Raw genomic sequence first — 16886 nt, forward strand, 5'->3', positions numbered from 1 at the left:
GTGGGATTTAGTGGAATTACCGTTTCGCAATCATATTTTCGTTAAGCCGAAAATTGAAAGGTTACGAACTCCCACAACAGACCACAGGCAGCGGAACGTCAAACTGTCTAATAACCTCTTTTCTTCCGGTTAGATATTTGTATTAAAAATCTCTCAAATAATTTGTATAACTCGTTGATTTTTATTACATTTAAGTATGAAATTCATCAACGGAACCAACAGAAACCAACTCCCGCTTTTTGCTTCATCGATTGATGATGCCATTGCGCAAGACAACGAAATCAGGCTCATTGTCCTTTTTGTAGACAGTCTTAAACTCGCTGATTTTGGATTCACTTTCGATTTTGTCGAAAACGGAAGACCCGCTTATCATCCTTCGGATTTACTCAAACTCTTTATTTACGGCTACCTCAATCGCATGCGTTCCTCCAGAACTTTGGAGAAAGAATGCAGTCGTAACATTGAACTCATGTGGCTTTTGAAGGGTTTAGTTCCTGACCACAATAACATTGCTAATTTCCGCAAAAACAACCCTAAAGCCATTGCCCGCATTTTTCGGGCAACAGTTAAACTAGCAGCGCACTTTGAACTTATTGGTGGTGCTTTGGTCGCAGGAGACAGTACCAAACTCAGAGCACAAAACTCCAAGAAAAACAATTTCAATCCTAATAAAATAGAGCGTCACATTGCTTATATCGATGCCAGACTCGAAGAATACAACTCGGCTTTAGCCAAAGAAGATGGTGATGTTCTAGAAAAACAAATCCTAGTAAAGAAGATAAAAAAACATAGCATTCAAAAGCAAAAATACATTGGGTATCAAAACACGATCGACACAACTGGTGTCACCCAAATCTCGACCTCAGATCCCGATAGCCGACAAATCATGACTCGAAACAACATCTCGGAAGTGGCCTACACGGTACAAACCACAGAGGATGCGCTGCACAACATTCCCATTGATTTCAAAGTAACCAATGAAAACGATTCCAAAGCGATGGGCGGCATGTTGCGACGAACCAAAACTATTTTGGGACACAACAATTTTACTGCTATTTACGACAAAGGATATCACACGGGAAGCGAGTTTGATTACGCTAACCGACTAGGTGTTGATGTACTCGTCGCTATTCCCTGCGTGTCTGCACATGCACCTGACACCGCTTTTGATGTAGAATATTTTAAATACAACACAGAAACCGACACTTATACTTGTCCAGCCAATGAAACTTTAACGACCAATGGAAATTGGTACGCCAAAAAGAACGGCAAATCAATAACCCAGATGAAGCATTATAAAACCAGTGCCTGCCTGACTTGTAAACTCTTTGCAAAATGCACAAAAAATGCCAAAGGCAGACTTATTGAACGTTCCCAGTATGCGGATTTGATTTATCAAAATAAAATAAGAATCGAAAATAATTATGAAATCTACCCCAGACGACAAGCCATTGTAGAACATCCCTACGGAGTGATAAAACGCCAATGGGACTTTTATTATATCATGACAAAGAAAACCATCAAAAACGCCTCAGCCGATGTAGGATTGATTTTATCAGCCTACAACCTGCGCCGGATCTTCAACCTAATTGACCACAATCTACTAAAAGAATATCTAAAAAGATTGTCCCAATATTTTGCCATTCTAACAGCGCTTTTTAATGCCTTTTACACCTTATTTTATTTTGAGAATGAGAAAATGGCTTTTATTAAAAAGAATTTTAATTGTAGTTTAAATCCCATATATTTACTCACTGATTAACCAAATAAAGTTCGTTTGAAGGTTTTTAGACGAACTGACGTTATGCGGCAGCTTAAGACAACAACTAACAAATAAATAATGGCACGAACAAGACAAGACAGGAGAAATGACTTTGACGATTTTTATGGGACGGCAAAAGAAACATTTAAAGCATTTCGTGACAACGATCCAAACGCAGAAAAATTTGAAAGAATTTATATGCTAAGTGTTTGTCCTGGAAGTCGTGCAGGTGGAGACAATAATCGAGTTGTTGAAGTTTTCTGGGGTAGTAGACCATTTGAGACAATTACTCTTGGAAATTCTTGGAAAGCATTATCTGAATATGGTGCAACACTATTATTTGAAAGGGACGACAGCGGTTTTGTAATCATTTCCATTTATCCTGCAGGGACTGAAAATAAAAAACCGATTGAGAGCAGTATCTCACTTAGACTTTGGATTGACCCAATTCGACTCAAAGATAAATCGTTCTTAAAAAAACAATGGAATGACCTTATGGCATATATGGAATGTACAAGTCTTGATGGCAATCCAACACTTTGGCAACGACTAAGAATTTCGTATTTGAGAAATTTTAAACATTTAGTAATTGACAACAAATGGACACCCACAAAATTTTCTGTTTCCATTAGTAGAATTCGTGATTTAGTTGTGGCAGCTTGTTTTAGTGGTGCTGTTCTGATTTACTTCGTAAATATTACGACCAAACCAAAGACAACAGAAACTGATACTCAATTAAAAGAGGTAAACAAAAATTTGACAAATGTTTCTAATAAACTTGACAAAATTTACATAGGCAATTACGAGTTAAAAATGATTTCAATCACGACTGACAGTATTGCCGTAAAGACAAAAGAAATATTAAAAACAATTGAGAAACGCAAAGCAAAATAACGTGAGACAAGAAAGCCGACCGCATTACAGCTAGTAAGCAATAGTCGGGAACTAGGCTTAATGGAAAAGCTGTTTTGTATTTGGAAAACTTGTGACTATCCGAAATTTTTTCTTTACTTAGCCCGACCATCGCCTACTAGCGGGACGTTATGGGCTAGTTTACCCAAAAAATCGCAAATCAAAACACAAAAAATGAACTTTAAATCCAAATTTTCGATGAAAATAAAATTATTTTTATTCTTCACAATGATGTTAAATTCCTATAACACATATTCTCAAGGCGATGAATATTTAGATGCTGAAAAACTAAAAACGATATTTCACTTTGAACCAGAAGAAAAAGTAAATGAATTTATAAAAGTATCAACTGAATTACAGATAAAATTCAAATTAGAAGACGATAAGATTCTTCTTTTAAAAAACAATAAAAAATGCGTTCTAACAGGAGATATTTTTGATTATGTTTTAAATGAAAAAAAGAGCGACGTAATTGAAAAAATAGATAATTCAGTTACACAATGGAGAGCTTACTATAAATTGCAATCCAAAATTGCCGTAAGTCTAACAAAACATATCCAAGCATACAAATCACGTTTAATGACTAAAACTAGACTAATAACTTGGAAAAAAGACACAAAAGAATGTTTGGCAGTTCAAGAAAAAATGAATAAAATTCCATTCGCACATTCAAGTAACTTTTATTTTCAATTAGAAACTGAAGAAAACCAAGTTCATAGCGGAATATTGGACATTATGAATACAAGTCGGAATGTACTAGGGATATAAAAAATATTAATCAAAAACCTCAATGGATATATTTACACTTAAAGATTATCTTAACCCAAAACTAAAAAAAATATGGGCGAATTATTATGAAAATGAAAACTCCATTGCGCCTATGTTTCCTGAATGTGTTTTAAAAAATCACGTTTTGTTTTTATCTCTAAATCCATCTTTACCGTCTTTTGTAAAAGATGTTGAGTATGGTTTTACCCAATCAAATCCGTGGAGATTTTTGAACTCAAAAATTTCCTATGAAGAAAACGAATCTGTTCCTCATTTTAAAAATTTTTTTAAAATTCAGAATGAAATAAATGAACATTGGACATTTCTAGATTTACTGTATCTTAGAAAATCCAAGCAACTCGATATAGAAAATTCATATAAAACACAAAATGATAGAAACTTTATTCTAGAACAAGCAAAATTAACTCTCGATTTAATTACAGAAATAAATCCAAAATTGGTAATTGTCGCAAACAGTTTTACTGAAAAAATTCTTCACGACAAAAAACAAACTATATTCAATTTCAATGCAAGTTTAGATAACGATTTTGTATATCGTTATAAAAATATTCCATTTATTACGAGAGAAAGTAAATTTTTAGGTAGTAGATTTTGGGATAGTGAAAAAAATAAAAATCGTTACGAAAATATGATTAAGGAAATCCAAAGAGTATTAGAAATAACGAACAAAACCAGCCCATAACAGTTAGAGTTTCGTTGTGTGCGCAGCACGAACAATGAAACTCGTGTTGAACGGAACAGAAGTAGGTAAAAAGAATTTTAATTGTAGTTTAAATCCCATATATTTACTCACTGATTAACTAAATAAAGTTCGTTTAAAGGTTTTTATACGAACTGACGTTATAGACCATTTAAATGAAATTCGCAGTTAACGACAAAAATCTTAGAATTGAAGTTTCACATTCGGGAGAAAAAGCTTTCTGCCCTGGATGTAATTCTATAGTAATTGGTAACAAAGGCGAAGTTAAGGATAAGTATTGGCGCCACAAAGCTAAAGAGTGTGACTCATGGTATGAACCAACAACCTTATGGCATCTTTCATGGCAAAACTATTTTCCATTGAAGAATCAAGAAGTAATATTAAAAGATCCGGAAAATAATGTTCTACACCGTGCCGATATTCAATTAGGAAATGGGTTAGTGATTGAAGTTCAAAACTCTCCAATAAAACCTGAGGAAATTTGACAAAGAGAAAATTTCTATGGTAAACGAAATATGATATGGATAATAAATGGAAAGACTTTGGCAAGTAATTCTTCAATAAATTATCGGTTATACAAAAAGGCATATTCCTTCCATTTTATAATTCCAGAGTATAGTTCAATCATAGAGGGTTACCATATGGATGAATTTAAGGAGTACTTGTTCGAAACCGATTTTTTTCAAAATCTAAAGGACGATCCCGATTTAAAAAACTTTAGCGAAGATAACGGTTGTTGGTTTGAATTTGATTATTATAATAAAAAAGACTTTCATTCTATTGAACGAAATTTTTATTACACAGTCCGAGAAATTTTGAATGAACTTTATGGATACTATGATTCAGAAGAAATCAGAAAAAATTTTGATAGCCACTTTCACTTAAATCATAAAGATCTATATCAAATAATTGTTTTTAAAAAAAAACATTGGAGAAAGTTTATTGATGAATGCAAGTTTCCAGTATTTATTCACTTACTCGATGGGCTTGATGATTCGTTACTATATTGGTATCAAAAAAACAAAATCATTACTTTAAAGAGCTTTTTAAATAAGTATATAAAATATTCATAAACGGGCTATAACGGCGGTTTGCCTCAATGGCTTAATTTCGTGATTCTTTAGAAAATACTCCACACTGCCCCGACCGCGCAGACTTATCACCACAATCGTTCGCGCAGGTATTTACCTGTGCGCTCAAATCAAAACAAGTCTAATTAAATGCTTATTAATACGATTCCTTTCGTGTTCACAACATAATATAGAATTAGAGTTTATAAAATTTTAAAGCTTTCTACGGACTTTTTTTTATTGCTTCAAATCCAATCTCTTTTTTATAAGAATAATAATATTGTAATCTAAATCGCCTATATTTACCTTATAATTAAACATAAAACGATCAAACGGAGGTTTTTAGACGAATTGACGTTGTAGGCAATGCTAAAGCAATCCATTCAAAACATTTTTTTTATAGTAAACCAAAATGAACATTAGCTTTTTTTCTAACTTATTTCTTTGGTTATTGTTAATCACATTACCAGATATGGTATTTTGTCAATCGGCCGACTTTATCATTCAAGATGTAAAATTTGAAAGTCAGGGCGTCACTCTTGCAGGCTCAATTTTAACGCCTAAAAAAACAGTTGCAGCAGTTGTAATTGTTCACGGTTCTGATCCTGTAAAAAGAGAAATGGACTTCGCAATACGTCTTGCCAAAGAGGGTATTGCTGTATTGACATATGATAAACTAGGAGTTGGGGAATCGGGCGGTGCATATGTAGGGCCATCTGTTGGTACTAATAATATTGACACTACTAATCTTAATTTATTATCTCACGATGCAAGTTCAGCAGTAAACACTTTTCGAACCTATTTGAAAGATAAAAAAACACCAATTGGATTAGTTGGCTTCAGTCAAGCAGGATGGATAATTCCAATTACTGCACGCAAGAATCCACAAATTGAATTTATGGTTTTATTTAGTTGTCCGACGATAACAACTTTAGAACAACTACGATTTCAGTTTTACACGAATGGAGATAATAAATTTTGGGAAAATCATACTGATGCAGAAGCTCGTGAACATACTAAAAATGACCCAGACAGGTATCAATTCGTTGCGGCTGACCCAAAAATTTCTCTGAATACTCTTTCAATTCCGGGACTTTGGCTTTTTGGTGAGAAAGATATACAGATTCCGGTAAAGTTGTGTATGGAGCAATAAAATTCATTGAAAGCTCAAGGTAAACCTTTCGAATATACTTTGTTTTCTAAATTAGGACACAATACTTCTTCTGAAAATATTACAGAACCATTTGATATTTCAGTTCAATGGATAAAACATAAAGCTTTGAACATTAAGAAGTCTAAAATATCAAAATAAAGCACTACCTGCAACAGCAAAGGTTTCGTTGCGTGCGCAGCACGAACAATGAAACCTGTGTTGAACGGAACCGGAGGTAGTTTAAATCCTATATATTTACTTCCTAATTAAAAAAACAAAGTTTGTTTGGAGGTTTTTAGATGAACAGACGTTGTAGGTAACTCGGTTACAAAATTGCACTTAAAAAGTATATTTTTTTGAAAGATTTTAATTAGTAAAATTATTCCTTTTTGACATCTCTTATTTTTCGGTATCTATTGTAAGCCGAACAAATAATTAAAACAATTACAAAATAAACGAGATAAGATCGCGGTTCTCCTATGCCTCCAACTGTTGTAAACATTCGATTCCATCTAATTTTATTAATTCCTTTGCCATCAGTATTCCAACTTAACCAAATAAAAATTGGCTTGCCAACCACATGGTCAAAAGGAACAAATCCCCAAAATCTAGCGTCAATTGAATTATCTCTATTGTCGCCCATCATCCAGTAATAATCTTGTTTAAAGGTATAATTTGTAGCAAGATTATTATCAATAAAAATCTGATTTCCTCGCACCGATAGCTGATGACCTTCATATTCCGTGATTAATCTTTTATAAAGCGGTAGAATATTTACATTTATGTCAATTGTCTTTCCTTTTTCAGGAATGTAAATTGGTCCAAAAAAATCAGCATTCCAATTGTAATTCTTGTCATGAGGTAATATTTTAGAATCGCGATCTCCTTTATTATTTTTTCTCAATTCAAGACTTTCTATGTATGGATTATTCCTAGCATTAGCAACAGATTCTTCTGTTGCTTGAACAAAATATTCTCCAGATTTAGAATCGTAAGCTATTCCATCGGTTATATCATATAATTTTAGAATATTAGACGCCTCCTCATAAGAAGAAAATTGAGCTTTAAATTTAATAGTATATGAAAACTGCAATTTTGTTCTATCAGATAGTTTAGTTTGTTTTCCATCAATGAATACGTAACCATTTCTAACTTCCAAAGTATCTCCAGGAATTCCTACACAGCGTTTCACCAGGTTTGTTTTCTTGTCGATAGGTTTGTAATAATTTCTATCAGGCGAAAAATTATCCATATCCCTAAGAGTATCGGCTGGTTGATTAAATACCACGATATCATTACGTTCAATTTTTTGAACACCGGGTAATCTTAAATAAGGTAATTGAAACATATTTAATATTGAGGTTTCTTTTTTAGAAAAATCATCACTAAATAAATATGATTTATTTTTTATTAAAGGAATACTATCATGCACCATTGGCAAAGCTATTGTTGTCATTGGTACTCTTGCTCCATAATGCAATTTACTTACAAATAAAAAATCTCCAACTAATAATGACTTTTCCATAGAAGAACTCGGAATTGTAAAAGGCTGTATAATATAAGTATGAACAATAGTTGCCACGATTATAGCAAACAATAGTGAACTTACGGTTTCGCCTAATCCTGCTTTCGGGCTTAAGTTTCTACCCTTTACGTATTCTAATTTATCAGAATTATAATTCATATAGGCAACATAAAAACCTAAAGATAAGACTGCTAACAAAGTGTCTTTTGTGCTGTTTTTACCAAAACTACGAATGGTTTCAACCCAAACAACAGGAAACATTATTAAATTTATTATAGGAATAAAAAATAAAAACACCCACCATTTAGGTCTATTAATTATTTGCATTAATATAATGGCATTGTAAATTGGTATTAATGCTTCCCAAGATTTTCTACCTGCTTTTACATACAATTTAAAAGTGGCTAAAAAATGAACAAATTGGAAAATGAGGAATAATAAGAAAAATCTAGTCATTTGAATAATTTAAAGAATTTATGCAAAACTCGTTTAAATTACTACTAACAGATACTAAATTCATGATTCTGGCAAACAAAATTATAAATCTAATTCTGATTTTTTTATAAATGATTCTCGATAATCAATTGCAGTAGTATTTGTAAGTTTTTTAAATGTATCATTAAAAGAAGAAATGCTATTAAAACCACTTTCAAATGCAATTGCAGCAATTTTATAATTATAAAAATCGGGGGTTTTTAATTTTTTTTTGGCTTCTTCAACACGATATTTAGCAATATATTGGGAATAGTTTGTGTTTTCAATTTGGTTGATAATTTGAGATAGTTGCTTAGAAGAAATGTTCATTCTTTCTGCTAATTTTACTAAAGTCAACTCTGGATCTAAAAACAATTTGTCATTTTCCATAAATTGATTAAGCTGTTTATGATACTCACTTGCTTTTGTATTATCTAATGTTGAATTAGTATATTTCTTCTTTTCATCTTCAAATATCCACAAATTTTGACATCCCAAAATTGCTAAAGAAATAATTATAAATGAAAACAAGAAAGCACTACTAGGATAAAAAGAAACAACATCAAAGAATACTAATATTGCATGAATAAAAATTAAAGTTGTAGCTACTATAAATGCAATTAACCAATTTTTAATTTTCACATTCTTTTGTGAAACATCATGAAAGTTTGGGTGTTTTACTAACCAATAAAAACTATAACAACAGTAAATTAAACCGTGTGTGAATAAGAACAAATAAAAATTTCCTAAGTTCGTAATTCCATTATTTGGGACAAACACTGTTAAAATCATTACCAAAAAAAATGGTGCATAATGCCGATAACAATCTATCCTTTTTAAGGAAGCATTATTATTATTATTATTATATAAAAGATTTACATAAAACCATAAACAGGGACCTATTAATAAAAATAAGCCTAAAAATAAGGTGAGAATAGAATCGCTAATTGCATAATAATTGTGAAATAACGCTTTTCCTGTGCGCAAGCTTAATGTTAAAAGATATACAGCCAAAAATAAATTTGCTTTTGAATTTTTATTTGTTTTGGCAAGAAGTATTATTCCAAAGAAAAACCCCAAAACAACACCTATACTGCTAATTAATAATTCAAAGCGACTAAAAAATCCTGGTTCAAAATTCATCAAACAAAGAAACTAAAATCTTATGTATTTTACAATTGATTTATCCTTTATTGCTTTTACGCGAAAAATCTCTGTATTTGATCATAATTTGAAAATAATGAGCTACCTAAAAGCTAGGGTTTTGTTGCGTGCGTAGAACGAACAATGAAACCCCGGTTGAACGGAATCGCTTATAAGTTTTATTTCTCTGATTTGATCTCTTTTATCATACGCTCGAGTTTTTCTCGCTGTTGTTTTACTTTTTCATCATATGCCTTTTGCCTTCTTTCGAAAATGGCTTGATTCATATGGAGTTCTTTTTCTATTCGAATAAGTTCTTTTTCAAATGCCAAAGTTTCATTATGATTGTAAATCAAGAGTGCCAATAACAATGCAATACTTAAGAAATAAAAACGATATTCCAATAGTAAATATTTTAGTGTTTCAATTGTTTTTGATAACATATTGTGCCATTTTAAAATGTTCTTTTGAAAAAATTTCCAGTCTAAGATAAATGTACTACAAATTGAAAAAGAAACTATTGCATTTCAACTTATATTTAGGTTTTAGCTATTTGTGAAGTAAGCTTTTTAGGAGATACTGTGGTAAGCAATATCTATGAGATAGAATGACCACAAAAGTCAGGAATAGTAATAAGCTTTCCTAAGATTGATAGAGCACTATGGTTTACAGTTAAAGAGGCATTGTAGAAAATCAATGAGGGAATGGAAGTTCTTATTTTGCAGTTGGTAGGAAAACTTGAATATTAAATTATGGGATAGGGAAGTCCAAACCCAATAGTCAATACAAAAAAGCCCTCCAGAAAATCCAAAGGGCTGGCAATTAAAGATGAATTTATTTTTTTGATTCTTCTACAGAAACTTTTCTAAACTCTTTTAAAAGTTTTTCTAACTCCAAAGTTGATTTACGAGCTCTCGCTCCGGCAGCTTTGACCCCTTTCTCAAGTAGTGATTCAGATTCTGTTTTAAATGTTTCGAATTCAGCGTTGATTTTTGCAACTAGATCTTTCATGATAATGCTTTATTAAATTAGGATGTAAAAATAAAAAGTTTGCTTATTAGATATAACTAATTTGCTGTTAAAATTCTCACTTTTTAGGAGTAGCTGTGGCATGTAATTCAATATAGACGAATTATGTTGGCTATAAGCGACTTGAGGGTGTTATTCGATTGTAGTTTTATAAGCTATGAGTTTTCTAAATACCCAATTTTTACCTGTTCCAACAGTTTTACATTCTCTTCGATCGTGTTTTGAAAAAACTCTGCCATAATTTTGGCGATATCACTGGAATGAATATCAATAGTGTTTTTCTTTAATATCTTTTTTATCCTGATAAAAAGATCTTCGTTTAATTGAGCAATTTTACTCATATCTCTTCCTAAAACTCTTGCAGCAATCCAATTTAGGTTGATATCTTTATCTCCAAAAAGATCATTGTGTTTTTCATATATTTCATCCGCATACATATCAAAAAAATGCTTCAGGATTTTGCTAATGTCTTTGATATCGTCGCGTCTTATTTCGGGACGTTCTTGAAAAGCAAGTAATTTGAGCAGTACAATACCGGGTAAGGTGCAAAATTTAAAGCGGTGTTTTTCTTCTAGCTCCGCTTCCGGAAGACCGGAATCATAGATTTCTTTGAAACCAGGCATATTGAGACTGGTAAGTCCTGTTCCTTCAACTGTTATATTAGAAGGTTTAGCTTCAATTTCCCCAAAAGGCATTAAATCTATTTGTATGATATTTTTCCATTTAAGTACAAAGCCATTGCCTTTGTAAGGGATGAATCCTTCTACGTTGATGAGATATTCTCTGAGATCAGCATAGGTGTTTTTGTCATTTATAAAAACGGCAAAATCGATGTCTCCGGTAACTCTGCTGGGTGGTATATCATTTATGGCCGTCATCCAAACATCTCGTGCCACAGCGCCTACGAGGTAAAAATCTATTCCATATTTATTCAGTCCTTTTTCTAATGCCGTAAGCATTTCTGAAATATGAGGTTGTTGTTGTAATTGTTTAAAACTGATCTTGTAAATACCCATCGTAAATTTTTTGTGCGGTTTCTGTACATCTGCGGTCTCCTTTATTCATTAAATCGGCATAGGCTAGGAGTGGGTGTACGGTTTTTGTGTTTTCTTGTTCGTTTATCCAAAACTGTTTAAATACTTTAATATTGCCTTCTAAGTCCGGAACGAGACGGTAATTTTTCATTAAATCGCTTCTTTCTTCGTTGGTATATAGGGTAAGTTCCTCTGGACGTAAATAATTGGTCAGAAGATCTCCTGCCGGTTCTCCGCTCCAGATTGTTTTACCCTTTTTAAGGGGAATAGCTTTCCAGTTATAAAAATCGTCTTTATTGAGGAAACGAAATGTTCCTATCGCTAATGTTGGCTTAAGGCGTTTTTCATATTCCATTACCCATCTATCTAATAATTTTTTCCTGTTCTCCATCTGGAGTTCATTCTTGGTTAGCTGTATTAGAAAACCTTCCTCTTTTAAACCATTGAATATGGTGTTTAAAGTGCCAATTCCGGTATCAGTTAATTCAGCAATTTCGCGATAGGTTTTATTGATACAATCCTTAATTAGAAATTGATAAATCACTTTTAATCCTGTTTTAGTAAAGGCTCTATTAGTTGTTTTATTTTTTAATTCAATAGGTGTATTACCATCAATGTAGAGATAGATTTCATCTTTATTCAGGAATATATTACCATTAGCTTCTATGTAGGCAATATTTCTCTTCCGTAGCTCTTCCTTTATCTTAGGGAATATACGTTGCGCAACAATAATAAAAGGATTTTTTGTAATAGCCAATTCTTCTATTTTAGCAAGATGTATGTTCCTAAGTTCTTTTTTTATTTCAGCATATAGTTCTACGGTATGTTTATTCAACTGGAGGAGTAGTTTACCATCAATAGCATTGTCATTGTGGAGTTCTTTCCACTCCACATTGATAGCACCTTCCTTTTGGATATTATCTATAGCGTGCTGTATGATTTCTTTTTCATTCATCTGTTCACTTATTTATATTGTTCACGAAAACGTGAACAATGATAATTTATGAACAAATATACAATTATTATCTTTACAAACAACAGCTAATGTACTAATTGGCTACGGTTTCAATACGATACAGTAACAAAATTAGTATCTAAACAAGAATTAATTAGCATTTAAATATTTTAGAATTCTATAAAATTATGAGGGGAATTGATAAATGTAGAATCAGTTATGGAATATCAGAGCCATTCTGATTTTCAAGAATCAAACAAGTGTTTTATTCTAAGGATTTAGTTTGTTTTGTCAGTGCAATTTCAGCAAAAAAATTGTAAACCAACAATCAGGGCTGTACTTTTTGGAGCTCTTCAATAAAATAGGAAGTCGGCATTCCCGTTTTGGAATAAAAAGCAGTAGTAAAACGTTGTGTGCTACTAAAACCCGCTTCTTCGGCTAAAGCTAGGTTTGTATAATTCCTTATTCTTTTATCCTCTTTTAATAATGAAATGATATGATCAATTTTTAGATCATTGATGTATTTTGTGAATTTTTTCCCTCTGTAATGGTAAATTATTTTAGAAAGATATTTTGCATTTGAACCGAAAGCTACTGTGAGCTTGGCTGCCATCATATCTTTTTCGAGAAATTTTTTATCCTTTTCAAACTTTTCCAATTGTTTCAAGACAGCTGCAACGGTATCCTCATTAATGTTTAAAGTTCCTTTGTTTGCATTTTTGGCTTGAACTTTAGGGACCTCGCTTTTTTTCATAAGCTCCTCAAATTTTTGTCTGTACAAATTCTTGTTTCTAATATGCCTATAGACAAGGAAAAGTATTGAGAAAAATAAAAAAGTGATTACGGCTATAAAAATGAAGTCATTGTATTTTCTTCTATCAAGAAGAGTTTTAATATTGTTTCTCTCCGAAATGATTTCTTTAGTATCATATTCTTTACGAATTCTACCGGATAAATATTCGTATTTAGTATCTAAAATATGGTCCGCTTTAAGTAATTTTTCAATGTAGTGAAGTTGTGCTTTCAGATTATTTTGAGACTTATAATACGTTATTATCAATTTGTAGTTCTCTAGGAGATCAGGACGAATGTAACTTTTAGTATCAAAGATTTCATCTACTTTTCTGAAATACGGTATGGCCATTTCAGGTTTATTAAGTGCCCAGTAGCTTTTTCCAATATAAAAATACCCAACAGATTCATTAGCGAAATCTTCGTTCTCTTTTATAACGGGTAGCGAATAGGTTATTTTTTTAATAGCCGTTGCATAATTGTTTTTAAAATATTGATTTATCCCTTCCGAGTGAATAAAGTAGGATTTCATTTCATTATTATCAAGCCTTTTTCCTTCTGCCAGACCCTTTTCATTTGTTTCTGAACATAAACCGTAGTTACCTATTTTGTTATGGCAAAGCCCCATTAAATGGAGTGAATTTAGATACGCTCTTGCATTTTCATCTTTAAAATAAGTAATGCATTCCCGGAATAATGATATAGCTTCATCATAAAACCTCAGATAGTATTTTATATTGGCAATATTATATTTAACCTTATAAATTAAATAATTATCGTTGGTTTTAGAAATGAAATTATTTGCTATTAGGAAATTGTCTAATGCATAATTATGTTTTTTCTGAGCATAATATACAATTCCCTTTGTCAGATGGGCAGAGCCAATCAAGGCATTATCCCTCGATTTTTTTGCAACATAAATCATACTGTCTGCATAGACCAGTTTTAAATTTTCGGGCGAATGATGAACATAATTTTTATATCCGTCTATGATCTTTTCCGGATTTTTTTCTGATTTAGCTTTATGTAAAAAGGATTGAAGATACAGTGATTGTTTTGCACTGCCATCTTCTAATTCTTTTATGCGTTCAAACAAATAATCGTAATCTTTACTTCGAAGTGTATCGGGAATTTTAAATGCTCTTTCTTGTGCATAAGCTTGATATCCTAAGCATAGAAATAATAAAAATAGATATTTTTTAATCATAGGTTAAGTAAAAATTGGGAACTTTTTCTCTACAAAATCATTTTGAGCATAGGGCAATGCTTTACAAAAAGGTCTTTGGGATATTTTGCAAGAAATTACCTCAAATATAAGTTAAACAATTGATAATGATGAATTTTTAACAAAAAATAGGGTGTGGATTTTCAGAAAATCCACAGCATAATTACCGGAAATCCATATACACTGTGTTGCAAGGTCGAAATTCGACTTCTAGCTTTGCCTTGAATTCAAAAGCAAAAACATTTGGCATCGTGCCAGATTAAAGTTCTGCTTACCCGGGTGAAATGAACTGAAGAATAAAAGTACTCAGTACCATTTAACACATTTTAATCATGAAAAATATTTCATTAGGATTAGTGATTTTACCATTGCTAATTATTTCCTGTACCACTGACACTATTGATAATGCTGACACTGGTGTTAGTAAAGTCAGCGACAAGAAATCAGAAAAAGGGGCACGTCTGATACAAACCTTGTCCCCTGAAAACCCGGAGAACGTTTATGACTACGTCGGTAAGTTGCATAATGACCTACTGGAGACTTACTTGGCAGGGAACTATCAGTACAGTACAATTTCGCAAATTAGCGAACAGATTGAAACCATCTCAACTGCGAATAGCGATCTGACGCTTTTAAATTTGGAAAGAGGCGTACCTGTTAATCTTGAAGAGATACAAGAGATTGTAAATAATCCCGAGGCTAAACTGGATGAGGTCATTGCAAATTCGTCCATGACAACTGCGGCAAAAATTAGTCTTTCCAGTTTTATGAACGCTGCACTTTTATGGGAAAACGAGGAGTATGGAGTGATCTATCAATCCATAATTTCGTATGAATCCGCCGTGATGACCAATACTGAATTTAGTGTTGAGGATAAGAGAATTATCCTCACCACATCCTCCATAGCCAGATATTCACTCTACTATGATAAAAAGCCGCCTTATGATGAAGATTGGGGTACATCTGTTGGTAACCGTGTTGGAGGAGTTAGTGGTGCTATCGATAATTCATTAACTGCAATTAGTAGATCACTTATAATAAGGATTATGATAAGCAATCTTGTAGCTGACTGATGCTGCATCGAATCCTATTGATTGAAAAGGAAATAATACACGTGTTTACAGTGTTTTTGATCCTCTTCAATCTAGTTAGCCTTTATTTCATCGTGGACTTATTGAGCTACGATGAAATAATTGGTTATCTCACAAATGGCGAGATAAAAAGTGGCAACCCACAGAATTTGGCATTTCTGTTTTTCGGGACCACAGCTACAAATTTATTATTTATTTCAGTTACATTGATGGCCAAATTCTTTTCTAAGAATGCTATCAAGACATTCGAACCGAAATAAGGGATAATTCATCCATTCAGTTTGTAATTCTTAAAAAGAGATCGTTTTGATAAACAAAAATTCAAAATATAGTCCTTTAGGTTTGGAAGTCCATATTGATGAAATGCTGACCTCTAAAATTTCATTCCATGAACTATTTAAGGGAGACTGCTTTTCGATACTGATCGTAAACTCAGGTTCTTTAAATATTCAAATAAAAGACACAAAAATTCATCTATGCGCCAATGAACTTATGGTCATTCCTACAAGGACTTCTATTGAAATTTTGTACCTGAGCGATCAATTGCGAATTTCCTTAGTATCATTTCCCTCAGCATTTATTTTTAAAAATAGTATAAGGAGACCACCCATCGGATATTTTGAATTTTTTATTACAAAATCCTCTGCCAAGGTTTCTCTTAAAAATAAAGACGCAGTATTACTAATTGATTTATTTAAATTGATAGATAGTAAAAGAAGAAGTTCAGACAAGCATATTTTTAAAAATGAGGTATTGCTTTTTAGTTTTAATCTCTTATTGTATGAATTAGCAAATATTTATAGCAGTTACTCCTGGTTTATTAAAATAAGGCATACCAGAAAAGAAATAATTGTCATGCAGTTTTTTAGAATTTTGGAAATTAATTGCAAGACGCAACACGATGTAAAGTTCTATGCTGATGCTTTGTTTATTACTACGGGGCATCTTACCAAAACGGTCAAGGAAGTAACTGAAAAAACGACCAAACTTTTTATTGAAGAGGCACTTATTTTGGAGGCAAAGATCTTACTTCAAAACGAAGATTTAACTATTTTGCAAATAATGGAAGAATTACAATTTAGCAATATTTCTTTTTTTAGCAATTTTTTCAAAAAATATACTTCGATGTCTCCATCGGAATATCGTTTAAGGTTAAATATCTATTGAATAGTAAAATATAGGTTGGAAATATTCTAGAGGTATTAATTAGAGTGCTTTTGATAATAGGTCGA

At 32.1% G+C, this 16886-nt stretch carries 16 protein-coding genes; 9 read left to right on the forward strand and 7 right to left on the reverse strand.

The window, feature by feature from the left end:
• Positions 1-196 precede the first annotated feature (196 nt).
• The 7 genes from ACFX5F_RS13335 (at position 197) to ACFX5F_RS13365 (ending at position 6386) form a co-directional block, all read left to right on the forward strand.
• Positions 197-1762 (forward strand): IS1182 family transposase, encoded by a 1566-nt coding sequence (locus tag ACFX5F_RS13335; RefSeq protein WP_379852498.1) that lies wholly within the window; start codon positions 197-199, stop codon positions 1760-1762.
• Positions 1763-1840: 78 nt separating this feature from the next.
• The gene (locus ACFX5F_RS13340; RefSeq protein ID WP_379852499.1) at positions 1841-2656 is read left to right on the forward strand and encodes a hypothetical protein; all 816 of its coding nucleotides are present in this window, start codon (positions 1841-1843) and stop codon (positions 2654-2656) included.
• A gap of 192 nt (positions 2657-2848) precedes the next feature.
• Positions 2849-3442, forward strand: a complete 594-nt coding sequence (locus ACFX5F_RS13345; protein WP_379852500.1) for a hypothetical protein — start codon at positions 2849-2851, stop codon at positions 3440-3442.
• A 22-nt stretch (positions 3443-3464) separates the two neighbouring features.
• Positions 3465-4145 carry a hypothetical protein gene (locus ACFX5F_RS13350; protein WP_379852501.1) on the forward strand — a complete coding sequence of 227 codons (681 nt, stop codon included), beginning with the start codon at positions 3465-3467 and terminating at the stop codon, positions 4143-4145.
• Positions 4146-4318: 173 nt separating this feature from the next.
• The gene (locus ACFX5F_RS13355; RefSeq protein WP_379852502.1) at positions 4319-4648 is read left to right on the forward strand and encodes a competence protein CoiA family protein; all 330 of its coding nucleotides are present in this window, start codon (positions 4319-4321) and stop codon (positions 4646-4648) included.
• 30 nt (positions 4649-4678) lie between these two features.
• Positions 4679-5236, forward strand: a complete 558-nt coding sequence (locus ACFX5F_RS13360; RefSeq protein WP_379852503.1) for a hypothetical protein — start codon at positions 4679-4681, stop codon at positions 5234-5236.
• A 409-nt stretch (positions 5237-5645) separates the two neighbouring features.
• Positions 5646-6386, forward strand: a complete 741-nt coding sequence (locus ACFX5F_RS13365) for a serine aminopeptidase domain-containing protein (protein WP_379852504.1) — start codon at positions 5646-5648, stop codon at positions 6384-6386.
• A gap of 379 nt (positions 6387-6765) precedes the next feature.
• Here the strand turns inward: ACFX5F_RS13365 and lepB are convergent, their stop codons facing one another.
• The 7 genes from lepB to ACFX5F_RS13400 form a co-directional block, all read right to left on the reverse strand.
• A complete protein-coding gene (lepB, locus tag ACFX5F_RS13370; RefSeq protein WP_379852505.1) occupies positions 6766-8367 on the reverse strand; it encodes a signal peptidase I in 1602 nt (533 codons plus the stop codon).
• Between the two features lie 81 nt (positions 8368-8448).
• Positions 8449-9528, reverse strand: coding sequence for a helix-turn-helix domain-containing protein (locus ACFX5F_RS13375; RefSeq protein WP_379852506.1), 1080 nt, complete (start codon positions 9526-9528; stop codon positions 8449-8451).
• A 179-nt stretch (positions 9529-9707) separates the two neighbouring features.
• Entirely contained in the window at positions 9708-9971 is a 264-nt protein-coding gene (locus tag ACFX5F_RS13380; protein ID WP_379852507.1) for a hypothetical protein, read from the reverse strand.
• Between the two features lie 391 nt (positions 9972-10362).
• A complete protein-coding gene (locus ACFX5F_RS13385; RefSeq protein ID WP_379852508.1) occupies positions 10363-10539 on the reverse strand; it encodes a histone H1 in 177 nt (58 codons plus the stop codon).
• 173 nt (positions 10540-10712) lie between these two features.
• The gene (locus tag ACFX5F_RS13390; RefSeq protein WP_379852509.1) at positions 10713-11573 is read right to left on the reverse strand and encodes a hypothetical protein; all 861 of its coding nucleotides are present in this window, start codon (positions 11571-11573) and stop codon (positions 10713-10715) included.
• Positions 11548-12546: a type IV toxin-antitoxin system AbiEi family antitoxin gene (locus ACFX5F_RS13395; protein ID WP_379852510.1), complete on the reverse strand. Its 999-nt coding sequence runs from the start codon at positions 12544-12546 to the stop codon at positions 11548-11550. The genes ACFX5F_RS13390 and ACFX5F_RS13395 overlap by 26 nt, the downstream gene beginning before the upstream one ends.
• Before the next feature lie 328 nt (positions 12547-12874).
• Positions 12875-14545 (reverse strand): AraC family transcriptional regulator, encoded by a 1671-nt coding sequence (locus tag ACFX5F_RS13400; protein WP_379852511.1) that lies wholly within the window; start codon positions 14543-14545, stop codon positions 12875-12877.
• Between the two features lie 350 nt (positions 14546-14895).
• Between ACFX5F_RS13400 and ACFX5F_RS13405 the strand changes: the two genes are divergently transcribed.
• Positions 14896-15636 carry a hypothetical protein gene (locus ACFX5F_RS13405; RefSeq protein ID WP_379852512.1) on the forward strand — a complete coding sequence of 247 codons (741 nt, stop codon included), beginning with the start codon at positions 14896-14898 and terminating at the stop codon, positions 15634-15636.
• A 324-nt stretch (positions 15637-15960) separates the two neighbouring features.
• A complete protein-coding gene (locus ACFX5F_RS13410; protein WP_379852513.1) occupies positions 15961-16821 on the forward strand; it encodes a helix-turn-helix domain-containing protein in 861 nt (286 codons plus the stop codon).
• The last annotated feature ends 65 nt before the right edge of the window (positions 16822-16886 follow it).

Source organism: Flavobacterium zhoui, assembly GCF_042787235.1.
GTDB classification, from domain to species: Bacteria; Bacteroidota; Bacteroidia; order Flavobacteriales; family Flavobacteriaceae; genus Flavobacterium; species Flavobacterium zhoui.

Coding starts and splice junctions, on each gene's coding strand:
- ACFX5F_RS13340 (WP_379852499.1), top strand. CDS start 1,841: ATGGCACGAACAAGACAAGACAGGAGAAATGACTTTGACGATTTTTAT.
- ACFX5F_RS13350 (WP_379852501.1), top strand. CDS start 3,465: ATGGATATATTTACACTTAAAGATTATCTTAACCCAAAACTAAAAAAA.
- ACFX5F_RS13355 (WP_379852502.1), top strand. CDS start 4,319: ATGAAATTCGCAGTTAACGACAAAAATCTTAGAATTGAAGTTTCACAT.
- ACFX5F_RS13365 (WP_379852504.1), top strand. CDS start 5,646: ATGAACATTAGCTTTTTTTCTAACTTATTTCTTTGGTTATTGTTAATC.
- ACFX5F_RS13375 (WP_379852506.1), bottom strand. CDS start 9,528: ATGAATTTTGAACCAGGATTTTTTAGTCGCTTTGAATTATTAATTAGC.
- lepB (WP_379852505.1), bottom strand. CDS start 8,367: ATGACTAGATTTTTCTTATTATTCCTCATTTTCCAATTTGTTCATTTT.
- ACFX5F_RS13405 (WP_379852512.1), top strand. CDS start 14,896: ATGAAAAATATTTCATTAGGATTAGTGATTTTACCATTGCTAATTATT.
- ACFX5F_RS13335 (WP_379852498.1), top strand. CDS start 197: ATGAAATTCATCAACGGAACCAACAGAAACCAACTCCCGCTTTTTGCT.
- ACFX5F_RS13390 (WP_379852509.1), bottom strand. CDS start 11,573: ATGGGTATTTACAAGATCAGTTTTAAACAATTACAACAACAACCTCAT.
- ACFX5F_RS13345 (WP_379852500.1), top strand. CDS start 2,849: ATGAACTTTAAATCCAAATTTTCGATGAAAATAAAATTATTTTTATTC.
- ACFX5F_RS13400 (WP_379852511.1), bottom strand. CDS start 14,545: ATGATTAAAAAATATCTATTTTTATTATTTCTATGCTTAGGATATCAA.
- ACFX5F_RS13395 (WP_379852510.1), bottom strand. CDS start 12,546: ATGAATGAAAAAGAAATCATACAGCACGCTATAGATAATATCCAAAAG.
- ACFX5F_RS13380 (WP_379852507.1), bottom strand. CDS start 9,971: ATGTTATCAAAAACAATTGAAACACTAAAATATTTACTATTGGAATAT.
- ACFX5F_RS13385 (WP_379852508.1), bottom strand. CDS start 10,539: ATGAAAGATCTAGTTGCAAAAATCAACGCTGAATTCGAAACATTTAAA.
- ACFX5F_RS13360 (WP_379852503.1), top strand. CDS start 4,679: ATGATATGGATAATAAATGGAAAGACTTTGGCAAGTAATTCTTCAATA.